11 protein-coding genes and 1 pseudogene are annotated in these 12,364 nt (G+C 60.9%); 10 read left to right on the top strand and 2 right to left on the bottom strand.

What is annotated here, in order from left to right; genetic code table 11:
* Positions 1 to 787 precede the first annotated feature (787 nt).
* Both guaB and guaA read left to right on the top strand, forming a co-directional pair.
* On the top strand, positions 788 to 2,245 hold the full coding sequence (gene guaB / locus ACQRBR_RS12020; protein ID WP_168936307.1) for an IMP dehydrogenase: 1,458 nt from the start codon (positions 788 to 790) through the stop codon (positions 2,243 to 2,245).
* 151 nt (positions 2,246 to 2,396) lie between these two features.
* On the top strand, positions 2,397 to 3,941 hold the full coding sequence (guaA, locus tag ACQRBR_RS12015; RefSeq protein ID WP_204626323.1) for a glutamine-hydrolyzing GMP synthase: 1,545 nt from the start codon (positions 2,397 to 2,399) through the stop codon (positions 3,939 to 3,941).
* 121 nt (positions 3,942 to 4,062) lie between these two features.
* On the opposite strand, the gene ACQRBR_RS12010 is transcribed toward guaA, so the two are convergent.
* Positions 4,063 to 4,914: a GIY-YIG nuclease family protein gene (locus ACQRBR_RS12010; protein WP_427813049.1), complete on the bottom strand. Its 852-nt coding sequence runs from the start codon at positions 4,912 to 4,914 to the stop codon at positions 4,063 to 4,065.
* Between the two features lie 358 nt (positions 4,915 to 5,272).
* Here ACQRBR_RS12010 and bla point away from each other — a divergent pair, with 358 nt between their 5' ends.
* The 8 genes and pseudogenes from bla (at position 5,273) to ACQRBR_RS11970 (ending at position 11,837) form a co-directional block, all read left to right on the top strand.
* Positions 5,273 to 6,238: a class A beta-lactamase gene (bla, locus tag ACQRBR_RS12005; protein ID WP_427813048.1), complete on the top strand. Its 966-nt coding sequence runs from the start codon at positions 5,273 to 5,275 to the stop codon at positions 6,236 to 6,238.
* 193 nt (positions 6,239 to 6,431) lie between these two features.
* Positions 6,432 to 6,908, top strand: a complete 477-nt coding sequence (locus ACQRBR_RS12000; protein ID WP_303881500.1) for a twin-arginine translocase TatA/TatE family subunit — start codon at positions 6,432 to 6,434, stop codon at positions 6,906 to 6,908.
* Positions 6,909 to 7,438: 530 nt separating this feature from the next.
* A pseudogene (tatC, locus tag ACQRBR_RS11995) lies at positions 7,439 to 8,188 on the top strand (twin-arginine translocase subunit TatC); the annotation flags it as partial.
* Positions 8,189 to 8,571: 383 nt separating this feature from the next.
* On the top strand, positions 8,572 to 9,162 hold the full coding sequence (gene hisB, locus ACQRBR_RS11990) for an imidazoleglycerol-phosphate dehydratase HisB (protein ID WP_204675343.1): 591 nt from the start codon (positions 8,572 to 8,574) through the stop codon (positions 9,160 to 9,162).
* On the top strand, positions 9,162 to 9,821 hold the full coding sequence (locus ACQRBR_RS11985) for a hypothetical protein (RefSeq protein ID WP_204675339.1): 660 nt from the start codon (positions 9,162 to 9,164) through the stop codon (positions 9,819 to 9,821). The genes hisB and ACQRBR_RS11985 overlap by 1 nt, the downstream gene beginning before the upstream one ends.
* Positions 9,818 to 10,552 carry a 1-(5-phosphoribosyl)-5-[(5-phosphoribosylamino)methylideneamino]imidazole-4-carboxamide isomerase gene (gene hisA / locus ACQRBR_RS11980; protein WP_427813047.1) on the top strand — a complete coding sequence of 245 codons (735 nt, stop codon included), beginning with the start codon at positions 9,818 to 9,820 and terminating at the stop codon, positions 10,550 to 10,552. Before ACQRBR_RS11985 ends, hisA begins: the two co-directional genes overlap by 4 nt.
* Before the next feature lie 544 nt (positions 10,553 to 11,096).
* Positions 11,097 to 11,486 carry a DMT family transporter gene (locus tag ACQRBR_RS11975; RefSeq protein ID WP_427813046.1) on the top strand — a complete coding sequence of 130 codons (390 nt, stop codon included), beginning with the start codon at positions 11,097 to 11,099 and terminating at the stop codon, positions 11,484 to 11,486.
* A 12-nt stretch (positions 11,487 to 11,498) separates the two neighbouring features.
* Entirely contained in the window at positions 11,499 to 11,837 is a 339-nt protein-coding gene (locus ACQRBR_RS11970) for an SMR family transporter (protein ID WP_006006369.1), read from the top strand.
* 339 nt (positions 11,838 to 12,176) lie between these two features.
* On the opposite strand, the gene ACQRBR_RS11965 is transcribed toward ACQRBR_RS11970, so the two are convergent.
* Positions 12,177 to 12,364 (bottom strand): hypothetical protein (locus tag ACQRBR_RS11965; protein ID WP_427813045.1); only part of this gene is annotated, 188 nt, incomplete at its 5' end.

Genomic DNA, 12,364 nt, shown 5'->3' with positions numbered 1-12,364 from the left:
ACCCATTCCTGCCCTGTGCGGAGCGGGACAGGAATCCCGGCCGATACGGCCGGAGCAAAAAGCTCGTTTTTGAAAGTCCGCGGCAGCAATCTGCTTGTCCGTCGAACTTGTAAAAATTTTTATACCCCTTTTATCGGTTTGTCAATATTAAGTGGATAAAAACGATATCGACTTATTTATTTTTGGAACAGACATAAAAATTGTCTTTTTTTATAATAGGATAACTACTCTTCATTCGAAAATCATCCATGCCAAGCCTACCCGCCAAGCGAAAATTTCTACAGCTCTGGCTCAATAATCTCCCGGGAACGGGACAGAAAACTGAACCATGACATACCCTCATCAAGCGTAGCCACAGCACCACAGACAAGTTTGCCCCAACATGCCAAGCCTGTTCCCCAGCCCAATTACCCTGGTGGTACGCAAGATCTTCACGCAGCCTGTCCAAGACCAAACGCTACCCGCTGCCCTGAGCACTCACGATACGGGACGAGCATGGTCCCCCCCACACCGCCTTCCCCACTTCCTTTCTGTGTCCCGATCCACACCGGCACAGAAGTCTGACAGTTTTTTTCGTACGGACAGCCCCCGCACTACATTAATATATAGAGGTGGACGGGCATGCCGCATGCAGGGACACGCATCCTTCCTCGCCCTGCTCTTGTAAAAAATTTTACCCGCCTGCCCCGCACTTCCGGCCCTTTTCTTGCATTGACATAGATACGAGGAATGTATATGATTATATATTAAATTTTGTTGAACAATTCCAGCACATTACGAGGCAAATATGTTCACCAATCGCGGCAAGGCCCTGACTTTTGACGATATCTTGCTTGTCCCCAGCTATTCGGAAGTGACTCCCGACGCCGTGGACATCTCCACCTGGCTCACTCCTTCCATCGAATTGCGCATCCCCCTGCTCTCCGCCGCCATGGACACGGTCACCGAATCGGCCATGGCCATCAGCATGGCGCGTATGGGCGGCATCGGCATCATCCATAAGAACATGCCCATCGAACGCCAGCGCCTGGAAGTGGAACGCGTCAAGAAGAGCGAAAGCGGCATGATCCTTGACCCCGTTACCGTTTCCTCCCGCAACTCCGTGCAGGAAGCCCTGGACCTGATGGCGGATTTCCGCGTGTCCGGTCTGCCCGTCGTGGATGACGGCAAGCTGGTGGGCATCCTCACCAACCGTGACGTGCGCTTCATCGAAGACGCCTCCGCCATCCGCGTGGGCGAAGTGATGACCAGCAAGAACCTGGTCACCGTGCCCATGGGCACCTCCCTGGAAGAAGCCAAGCGTCACCTGCACGAACACCGCATCGAAAAGCTCCTCGTGGTGGACGAGAACGAGCGCCTGCGCGGCCTCATCACCATGAAGGACATCGACAAAGTCCAGAAATACCCCAACGCCTGCAAGGACAGCGCCGGCCGCCTGCGCGTGGGTGCCGCCATCGGCATCGGCCGCGACTGCGACGAACGCGCCGAGCAGCTCATCCAGGCCGGTGTGGACGTGCTCGTCCTGGACTCCGCCCACGGTCATTCCCTGAACGTGCTCAAGGCCATCCGCAAGGTCAAGACCGCGTACCCCAACTGCCAGCTGGTGGCTGGTAACGTGGCCACCTACGAAGGTGCCCGCGCCGTGCTCGAAGCCGGTGCCGACGCCGTCAAGGTGGGCATTGGCCCCGGCTCCATCTGCACCACCCGCATCGTGGCCGGTGTGGGCGTGCCGCAGGTGACCGCCGTCATGGACGGCAGCCGCGCTGCCCGCGAGATGGACCGCTGCTGCATCGCTGACGGCGGCATCAAGTTCTCCGGTGACATCGTCAAGGCCCTCGTGGTGGGCGCCCACTCCGTGATGATCGGCTCCCTGTTCGCCGGTACCGAAGAAAGCCCGGGCGAAACCATCCTCTACCAGGGCCGTACCTACAAGATCTACCGCGGCATGGGCTCCATCGACGCCATGAAGGACGGAAGCTCCGACCGTTACTTCCAGGAACGCAGCAAGAAGCTGGTCCCCGAAGGCATCGTGGGCCGCGTGCCTTACCGTGGCCATGTGATGGAAGCCATCTACCAGCTCATGGGCGGTCTGCGTTCCGGTATGGGTTATGTGGGTGCCCGCACCCTCAACGACCTGTTCGAGAACACCACCTTCTGTGAGATCTCGGCGGCGGGCCTGCGTGAAAGCCATGTGCACGACGTCATCATCACCAAGGAAGCCCCCAACTATCGCATCGACAACTAGCCTCAGACCTGCGGGCGATCGCTGCAGCGACCGCCCGCATCCGTTTGGTGCTTGCATCCTGTTTTCCGGCAGCCAGGCTGCCCGTTCATGACATTATATAAAGGACGCCGTCCCTCCCGGGCGGCGTCCGCATACATTGCAAGGAACACTCATGGCGCACAGCAAGGTCATTATCATTGACTACGGTTCGCAGGTCACCCAGCTCATCGCACGGCGTGTGCGTGAAGCCGGCGTGTATTCCGAAATCCATGCCTGCAACGTCACCGCCGCCGAAGTGGCTGCTATGGCTCCTTCGGCCATCATCCTTTCCGGCGGTCCTGCCAGCGTGGGCGAAGCCGATGCCCCCACCCTGGACAAGGGCTTCCTGGAACTGGGCGTGCCGGTGCTGGGCATCTGCTACGGCATGCAGCTGCTGGCCCAGAACCTGGGCGGCGAACTGGCCCAGTCCCTGACCCGCGAATACGGCCCGGCCGACCTGACCCTGAAAGCCTCCTGCGCCTTGTGGGACGGCCTGGACAGCTCCAAGGCCAGCCGCGTGTGGATGAGCCACGGCGACAAGGTCAAGACTCCCCCGCCCGGCTTCGTGATCACCGGCAGCACCCCCACCCTCGAAGTGGCTGCCATGGCCGATGAAAGCCGCAAGATCTACGCCGTGCAGTTCCATCCCGAAGTGCACCACAGTGTGGACGGCGACGCCATGCTGCGCAACTTCCTGTTCAAGGTCTGCAACATCGTGCCCGACTGGAGCATGTCCAGCTTCGTGGAACGCGTGGTCAAGGAAATGGCCGAAAAGATCGGCGACAAGCACGTGGTCTGCGCCCTTTCCGGCGGCATCGACTCCACCGTGGTGGCCGTGCTGCTGCACAAGGCCATCGGCCATCGCCTGCACTGCATCTTCGTGGACAACGGTCTGCTGCGCCTCAACGAAGGCGAGGAAGTGGTCAGCTACCTGCGCGAGCACTTTGACCTGAACCTCAACTTCGTCCAGGCCCAGGATCGCTTCCTCGACCTGCTCAAGGGCGTGGAAGATCCCGAGAAGAAGCGCAAGATCATTGGCCACACCTTCATCGACATCTTCGACGAAGAAGCCAAGAAGCTGCCCGAAGTGGAATACCTGGCCCAGGGCACCCTGTACCCCGACGTCATCGAATCCGTGTCCCACAAGGGCCCCAGCGCCGTCATCAAGAGCCACCACAACGTGGGTGGTCTGCCCGAGACCATGAAGCTCAAGCTGGTGGAACCCCTGCGCGAACTCTTCAAGGACGAAGTGCGCAAGGTGGCCGCCGAGCTGGGCATGCCCGATTCCATCGTCTGGCGTCATCCCTTCCCCGGTCCCGGCCTGGCCATCCGCGTGCTGGGCGAGATCACCGAGGAGCGCCTGAATATCCTGCGCCAGGCCGACAAGATCGTGCAGGAAGAACTGCGCGAGTCCGGCTGGTACCGCAAGGTCTGGCAGGGCTTTGCCGTGCTGCTGCCGCTGAAGACCGTGGGCGTCATGGGCGACGGCCGTACCTATGAGCACGTCATCGCCCTGCGTGTGGTGGACAGCGTGGACGCCATGACCGCCGACTGGGCCCGCCTGCCCGCCGACCTCATCGCCCGCATGTCCGGCCGCATCATCAACGAAGTCAAGGGCGTCAACCGCGTGGTCTACGACGTCTCCTCCAAGCCCCCGAGCACCATCGAGTGGGAATAATGCCGAAGCAGCAGGCTCCTTGTCCTGCTCCCGGCCACAGTGCCGGCGCACTGTGAAGACAGCATAAAAAAAGAGCTGACAGATTATCTGTCAGCTCTTTTTTTATCATGGCGCTGCAACGCTATGCCAGCTCGTCTTCCTCCACATCACGCAGCGCCTTGTTCCCCGCCGTTTTCCACTCCGTCCGGCCATTGGCGTTCCTGCCCAGGACGACAGCCGCCGCCAGAGAAGGGCTGGTGAAGATATGGTCTTTCACAAAATGGAAGTCCGCATCGACGATCCCTTTTTCGAGCAGACTCTCACGCAGACGGCGCAAGCTCTCTGCCATGCTGGGGACCACGGGCGAAGCGATGGTCGATCCCTTGAGCACGGCAAAACCATCCGCCACGACAAGCCCTTTGGCGGCGGCCCCTCGGGCAGCATTGATGAAAAAGCAGGTCGGCTCATTCTGTTGTCCCACACTGCTTTCTTCCAGGGTATCGAAAAGCTTGTAGCCCAGCGTATTGACGAGCAGACGGGCGTTGCTGATGAACTCCTGCAACATGGCCTCGTCATATTCCGAGATCGAGGAGCATGTGGGGACCGTGCTGTTGATGATGACGGCTCTTCCCGAATCCTGCGCCAGGCAATAGAACCTGTTCTCAAGATATTTCACATGCGCCTTGTTGAGCAAATCGTCCTTGCTGATGACGACGATGGCATCACTCCAGTAATCCGCATCATGCAGATGCTGCTTCAGGCGTGTGCAGACCTTTTCCGCCTCACCGATATAGACGGTATCCGTATTGTTCTCATCCTTCCCCAGCAGGAAATAGACGCCGGTATTCTCGGCATCGGCCCGCTGGGAAAAGACGGAAAGTTCATTGCGCGAGACCTTGTAGATACGGCCGTTCCAGTTGGAGAGCTCGCACATGATGCGACCATTGGGATTACCGTCAAAAATATACATCTGTATCGTTTTGCTGAATGCCACAGATGCCCCCTCGTGATGGCAGGTGCTTTCAGGATATTTTTTACCATGCCAGTCTATCCTTCCCGGCCGCGGCATTCAACAGCCTCGTCCATATCCTCGAAGCAGTCCATCCCCTCATCCGCACCTGACGGTGGCTATCGAGCTAACATCGTCGCCCCGCTGGCCAAAGCCACGGGGCCCTATGACGCACAATCCAGCTGGACTCCGCTTTCCGTTCCGATACAGTACGTCCCTGTCCGGGGCACATTTTCCTCTTGTCCTTGCTGGGGCCAGTCCCTATCCTCCCGAAAACATATGATGAGGCCTGCCCGTATCTTTCGGGTATCTCCATAGAACACCGCATCCCTGTGAGCTTTCCATGTCACGCATCTTCTCTGTCCTCTTCCTCTCCCTGGCTCTGCTTTCCCCTGCCATGCCTCTCCAGGCGGCCGAAGGATTGCCCGCTACGCCGCAAGCCGCCGTGGACGCCCTGTCCCTGGAGCGGGACATCCATACCCTTATGCGGGACAAAAAGGCCCTGGCCGGTGTGGCCCTGCTCACCGAAGACGGCCTCTGCGCCGGTGTCCACATGGATGCGCCCTTCCCCCTGCTCAGTGTCATCAAGTTTCCCCTGGCTGTGGCTGTGCTGGAAAAGATGCAGCACGAGCAGACCACACTGGCGACCATGATCCCCGTGCGGGCGGAGCAACTCCACACCGGCACCCACAGCCCCCTGCGCGACCAGCGTGGCCGCCGCGACATGAAAGTCAGCCTGGAGGATCTGCTGCGGTATACCGTCACTTTCAGCGACAACAACGGCTGCGACATCCTTATGGAGTATGTGGGCGGCCCGGCCGTGGTGGAGGCCTGCGCCCGCCGTCTGGGGGCTGACAGCGTCTTCATCGGCCATAATGAAGACTGGATGCACCTGAATATCTACAACCAGTATGCCAACTGGAGCACGCCGCGCAGCATGGCCCGGATGCTGCTGGGCTTTTTCAACTCCCCGGACATCCCCCAGGAGCACAAGGACTTCATGGCCGGCATCATGGCCGGGACGCCCGCCCTGCCCGGCAAGATCCTTGAGGGGCTGCCGCAGGGCATGACCGCCGGACACAAGACCGGCTCTTCCGACAGGACGGCCCAGGGCCTCAAGCTGGCGGACAACGATCTGGCCTTTTTCCGCCTGCCCGATGGGCGCTATGTGGCCCTGGCAGTCTTTCTCTGCAATTCGCTGGAAAGCCCCGAGACGAACCTCTCCCTCATCAAGGACATCACCCGCCTGTCTGTGGACTGGCTGGCTCGGCAGCCCATGCTGCTGCGGGGCGGTACCGCGCGGCCCTGAGGCCCTGACATCCCGCTTTTGGATACGAAGCCCATTCAGGCAGTATCCAGCCTCCATCCACAGAGCCTCCTGCCTGCTTGAAGAGTGGATGCAGCAGGCGGCCGGCGTACTTTACAAGGCCTGCGGGCTCAGGTAATTTTGCGTTTTAGCATTTCCGCGTCCATGACGCACAGGACTAACAGCAGAGGAAGATATGTTCGGTATCGGCAGTACGGAATTTCTGGTTATCCTTCTTGTGGCCCTTGTGGTGCTGGGGCCCAAGAGTCTGGCAAGTGTTTCCCGCACCCTCGGCAAGGCCATGGGTGAATTCCGCCGCGTCTCCACCGATTTTCAGCGCACGCTGAATGCCGAAGTGGAGCAGGAGGAGCATCTCAAGCGCAAGCAGGAAGCTGAAAAGGAATTTTTCAGCCCCGAAGCTCGTGCTGAACACGCGGCCAAAACAGCCGCCCAGACGCAGGCAACGGCCCAGCCCGCAGCCTCCCAGCCCCAGGCGGCACCCGCTGCCGCACCTGCGGCAACGGAGACCGCGGCCCGTCCTGCTGTCCAGCCGGAAGTCGTCCCCTCTGCCGCGCCCGTACCGCCTACGGACAGTCCTCTGGCTCAGGCCCTTGCCAAGGCCCAGGCCGAAGCCGGTAATGCCGCCACGCCTGCCAGTGGAGCAAAAGCATGAGCACCATCCAGGACAAACAGGATCTGACCGTCACGGTCACGACTCCCGAACAGGACGCTCCCGCCGCTTCCGCGGCTCCGCAAACGGTCGCAGCAGGCGAAGATCTGCCCGAAGCGGCTGCGGACAAGACCGCTCCTGCCATGGCCTCCACTACGGAACCGGAACAGACGGCCCCCCTGAACGTACAGGAAGGCACCGTGCCCTCTGCTTCGGACGGAGAAACCGCCATCCCTGAACCTCCGGCGGACAGCCCTCTGGCCCAGGCCCTTGCCAAGGCCCGGGCCGAGGCCGAGGAAGCTCCCGCCCCTGTGGAACAGCCTGCCGCCCCCGCTCCCGAAGCCCAGGCAGACGATGCTGCCCCCGCAGCGGCGGAAGCCCCTGCTGAACCGTTGCCGGACGCGGCAGCTCCGGCCCCTGATGCCGTGGCCGCTCCCGCGCCGCAAGGTGGGGATGATGCAGGCCAGCCGCCTGTCCCTCCTGCCACGGCTGCTGCCGGTACCGGCGGGACGCCTGAGCCCGAAGAAAAGACCATGGGCCTCATGGATCACCTCAACGAGCTGCGCTGGCGCCTAGTGCGCTGCTTCATCGCCGCCGGTGTGGGCTTCCTGCTCTGCTGGACGGTGGTCGAGCCCATCTTCAACTTCATCACGGCCCCGCTGCTCAGCGCCTTGCCCGCACACGGCACGGCCATGTACACCACCTTGCCCGAACCCTTCTTCGTGCGCATGTTCGTGGCCTTCGTGACCGGCCTGTTCGTGACCAGCCCGTACATCTTCTATCAGATCTGGGCCTTCATCTCTCCCGGCCTGTACGAGGAAGAGAAAAAGGGCCTGCTGCCCATCGCCCTGCTTTCCGCCATCTTCTTCATCGGTGGCGGCGTGTTCTGTTACTTCATCGTCTTCCCGTACGCCTTCAATTTCTTCCTGGGCTTCTCCTCCGAGCAGATCCAGGCCATGCCCCGCATCACGGACTACCTTGATTTCGTCATCAAGCTGCTCCTGGCATTCGGCCTCATCTTTGAGATGCCCCTGTTCTCCTTCTTCCTTTCCCGCATGGGGGTCATCACGGCCCAGATGATGCGCAAAGTGCGCCGCTATGCCGTCCTGTGCATCTTTATCGTGGCCGCCATCCTGACGCCGCCGGACGTTGTCTCCCAGCTGCTCATGGCCATGCCCATGCTGCTGCTCTATGAGATCAGCATCCTCGTGGCTGCGGCCTTTGGTCGCAAGAAGAAGGAAAAGAAGGAAGAGGAAGAAGGAACGCCCGGCGATCCCTCTCCGGCCGACCCTGCGCCCGCCTCTCCCGCTCCCGAAGGCCCGGACGGCACGACGGTCGCGGCCGCTGCCGCAGCTGCCGCCACTGTGGCTGCCATGAGCGATGACGACGCCCAGCGCATGCCGCCCGAAGAGGAAACGCCCGCCCCCGCCATGGAGACGGCCGAAAACTCTACGGCCGAAGCAGCCGAAACGGAACGGACGTCCGGGGAACTCCCCGAAGAGACCGGAGACCATCCTGTGGAGCAGGAAGGCCTCGCGTCCGATGCTGCCGATACGGCCACATCTGCGGAACAGCAGGACGATCCCGCTTCCGTGGCGGAAGTCCCTGCCGCTGACGACGATCCCGCAACGCCTGCCAAGGACAAGGAATGATGATGGAAGCGACTCTGCCCCAGCGTTCGGCCCGGCATGCCCGCAAAAGCGCCGAGACCGACATCAGTCTGAGCCTTACTCTGGACGGCTCGGGCAAGACCGATATCCAGACCGGCTTCGGCATGCTGGATCACATGCTGACCCTGACGGCATTCTGGGCCGGAATGGACCTGCACCTGCGCTGTCAGGGCGATCTGCACATCGACGCCCATCACAGCGCCGAGGACATCGGCCTGGTCCTGGGCCAGGCCGTGCTGGAAGCCCTGGGGGACCGTGTGGGCATCGCCCGTGTGGGCTACGGCCGCGTCCCCATGGATGAGGCCCTGAGTGATGTCACCATCGACCTTTCCGGCCGCCCCTGGCTGGAGTGGCGCGGTGATGAACTCCTGCCCCCGGTCATCGCCGGGGAGGAAAAAGACCTCTGGCGGGAGTTTTACAAGGCCTTTGCCAGCAGCGCCCGCTGCAATCTGCATGTGACCATGCATTATGGCAAAAATGGCCATCACCTTCTGGAATCCGTCGCCAAAAGCCTGGGCCTGGCGCTCGCCCAGGCGGTCCGGCGTAGCGGGAACGTCATCCGCAGCACCAAGGGAGGGCTGGATTGATGAAGAACCGTTTCCTGTGGATATTGTGTGCGCTTCTGTCCCTGCTGGTCCTGACGGGCGGCTGCAACCGCAAACCTGCCAGCACGGCGGACGTGCCGCGTTCGCTGTCCCATCAGTACAAGATCGCGGTGGCGCCCTTCACCCAGCCCCGCGACATCAGCCAGCTCATCATGGGCCAGCTTCCCCAGCCGCAGGCCCTGGCCGCCCGTGACGTGCTGATCGCCCAGGACCGCCAGCTGCGTGATGTTTTGTACACCACGACCAAACGTTCCTATGACTTCCTGCCCCGTACCCGTCCCCTGCCGGACCTGAAGCGTTTCCACACCTCGGAGCGTCCCCAGGCCCTGCCCCTGTGGGTGGAATACGCCCGCAAGACCTCGGCGGACATCCTGTTCATCCCGCAGGTCCTCACCTGGCGGGACCGTCAGGGCTCGGCGGCCGGTGTCACCGAACCCGCCCATGTGCGGCTGGAGTTCTTCCTGCTGAACATCAAGGAAGGCAACATCATCGGTCACTCCGTCTACGAGGTGGAGCAGCAGGGCCTGACGGAAAACCTGCTCAACGTGGGCGACTTCTTCAAACGCCAAGGCAAGTGGGTCACTGCTGAAGAGCTGGCCCGCGAAGCCATGATCAAGGCTGTAAAGGATCTGAACTTATGATTATCTTTCCCGCTGTCGACATCCAGGACGGCAAGGCCGTCCGCCTGAAACAGGGACGTGCCCACGAGAGCACCGTGTTTTCCCCTGATCCTGTGGCCGCTGCCGTGGCCTGGCGGGACAAGGGCGCCCGCTGGCTGCATGTGGTCGATCTGGATGGCGCTTTCGATGGTCTGCCCAAAAGCCGGGACATCGTGCGCAACATCTGTCGGGAGCTGGATATCCCCGTGCAGCTGGGCGGCGGCATCCGTGACGAACAGACGGCCCGTGCCTATCTCGAAGCCGGTGTGCAGCGCCTGATCATCGGTACCATGGCCCTGGAGCAGCCCGAAGCTTTTGCTTCCCTCTGCAAGACTTTTCCCGGGCAGATCGGGGTCTCCCTCGATGCCGAGGGCGGACGCCTCAAGACCAAGGGCTGGGTGGCCGATGCCGGTCTGAGCGTGGACGACGTCCTGCCCCGCCTGCAGGAAGATGGCGCTGCCTTCATCATCTATACGGATATCGAGCGTGACGGCATGCAGTGCGGCGTCAACCTGACGGCCCTGCGCCATCTGGCCGAGACCTCCAGCGTGCCGGTCATCGCCGCCGGTGGTGTGGCCACGCTGGCTGATGTACAGGCCCTGTACCCGCTCAGCACGCAGGCCAATCTGCAAGGTGCCATCAGCGGCCGGGCCCTGTACGAAGGCACGCTCGACCTTGTGGAAGCCAACGCCTGGATCGCTGCCCAGCAGTAGCTTTCAAAATACCGCAAACAGCAAAGGGAAGGGGATCACATCCTCTTCCCTTTTTATGTCTTTGCTCTCCCCGATGCAGATGGGATACCCGGCTCTGGCAGGATTCCTTTTTTGCATCCGACTTTGTCCCCTTGTCAGAATCTGCCGTTCTTCGGATAGCCTGGCAGCGCATACCTGTTTCCGCCTATATCAACCGGCTACATTTCGCCCTGCATGGGCTCTCCGGCTTACTTTGCTGCACTCGATGAGTAGAGAACCCGATCACCTCTTTCCTGCCCCTACATCCTCATCCAGGGCCTTTTTCCAGCCCTTCTGCGCGAAACTTGCCTCATCTCTACTTCTAGCCTATCATATAAAGATGCAACATCCTCTGCTCATACTCTCCCGGCTTTTCTTCGCCGTCATGGCAGAGCGACACTGGCGCAGCCATCTGTAATCCCGATGCCCTTTCTGCCAGTCCGCTCCGGACCGGCACGTCTGTAGCAGCTCCGCAATGTCGTTGCGGAGCCCTTTGCGTTCGACCGCATATTCTGAAAGGTGCATCATGAATCCCACACGCCCCTATCACTGGTTCTGTCTGCTGGCGGCCATCGTTTTTGAGGTGGCCGGTACCACGCTCATGAAGCTTTCCTTTGGCTGGAGCTTTGCCCACGCGGCCCTTGCCGGCCTTGTCCTCATGTGGATAGCCATCGGGCTTTCCTACTACTCCCTTGCCAAAGCCACCACCGGCCTGCCCGTAGGGGTGGCCTTTGCCTTCTGGGAGGCCCTGGGGCTGGCTCTCATCACACTCTCCAGCATCTACATCCTGGACGAGCCCTTCTCCCTGCAGCGCCTGGCCGGTCTGCTCTGCGCCCTGAGCGGCGCCCTGCTGGTCCATCACGGCACCGTCCAGGACAAGGATACGTCCTCCGATACCAGCCATACCGCCAGCTAAAAGGAGTTCCCCATGAATACGGAAACGCTGCATCTCATCCTTTCCGCTGGCCTGGTGGCCGCAGCTGCGGCTCTGGACGTGGCCGCCAACCTCATGCTGGCCCGTTCTGATGGCTTCAAAAAGCGCTTGATCGGTATCGCCGCCCTGGCCCTGGTCGGTCTGGCCTTTTACTGCCTCTCTCTGGCCGTCCAGTATATGGACCTGGCCGTGGCCTACTCCATGTGGGGCAGCCTCGGCATCCTGGGTACCTCGCTGTGCGGCTGGCTCTTCCTGCGCCAGCGCCTCAAGCCCTGCGCCTTTGCCGGTATGGGGCTGCTCATTATCGGCATGATCCTGCTGCGCACGAGCTAGGCATCACGGTGCACAATGAAGGGGGAGGCCCCCCCTTTTCCTTGCGGAAAAAAGTGGTTTCCTCCCCTCGTCCACTCCTTCCCCCAAAAACGCCCATCAAGACTGCCTGCATCACAGACAGTCTTTTTTTATGGCTGGCGCAAGTTGAGGGATGTTCCTGCTCTGAAAAAAATTCTGCCCATCACCAGCCGGTAGGGGGAAGAACGCCTTGAAAAGGCTTGATGGTCCATAAAATACCATCGTGCGCTTTCCGTGCCAGGCCCGGAAATTCGCAAACGCTATTCCGCTGGAGGTTCGATGTAACACCGCTGCCTTACAATATTTTCGATTTGAGCATCTTCACAGCAAGGCAACCGCATTCCCATCCTCGCACAGGCCCAGCGGCAAAAGTTTTTGGAAGGGAGGGGTGCGGGGAGGGAGAACCTTTTCCCAAAAAGGTTTTCCTCCCCGCAAGCTTTTCCCTTCTTCACATCTCCAGGCGTCTGCCTGCCGTCCCCAAACAAAAAAATCCCCGATGGAGCGGGGAT

It is taken from the genome of Desulfovibrio sp. SGI.133, assembly GCF_050313955.1.
In the GTDB taxonomy this organism is placed as follows: Bacteria; Desulfobacterota; Desulfovibrionia; order Desulfovibrionales; family Desulfovibrionaceae; genus Desulfovibrio.
Note: the sequence above shows the minus strand (reverse complement) of the source record. Positions and strands in the feature narration are given on the sequence as shown.

Bases quoted from the DNA above. Each gene is read 5' to 3' on its own strand.
- guaB (WP_168936307.1), top strand. From the start codon at position 788: ATGTTCACCAATCGCGGCAAGGCCCTGACTTTTGACGATATCTTGCTT.
- guaA (WP_204626323.1), top strand. From the start codon at position 2,397: ATGGCGCACAGCAAGGTCATTATCATTGACTACGGTTCGCAGGTCACC.
- bla (WP_427813048.1), top strand. From the start codon at position 5,273: ATGTCACGCATCTTCTCTGTCCTCTTCCTCTCCCTGGCTCTGCTTTCC.
- ACQRBR_RS12000 (WP_303881500.1), top strand. From the start codon at position 6,432: ATGTTCGGTATCGGCAGTACGGAATTTCTGGTTATCCTTCTTGTGGCC.
- ACQRBR_RS11985 (WP_204675339.1), top strand. From the start codon at position 9,162: ATGAAGAACCGTTTCCTGTGGATATTGTGTGCGCTTCTGTCCCTGCTG.
- hisA (WP_427813047.1), top strand. From the start codon at position 9,818: ATGATTATCTTTCCCGCTGTCGACATCCAGGACGGCAAGGCCGTCCGC.
- ACQRBR_RS11975 (WP_427813046.1), top strand. From the start codon at position 11,097: ATGAATCCCACACGCCCCTATCACTGGTTCTGTCTGCTGGCGGCCATC.
- ACQRBR_RS11970 (WP_006006369.1), top strand. From the start codon at position 11,499: ATGAATACGGAAACGCTGCATCTCATCCTTTCCGCTGGCCTGGTGGCC.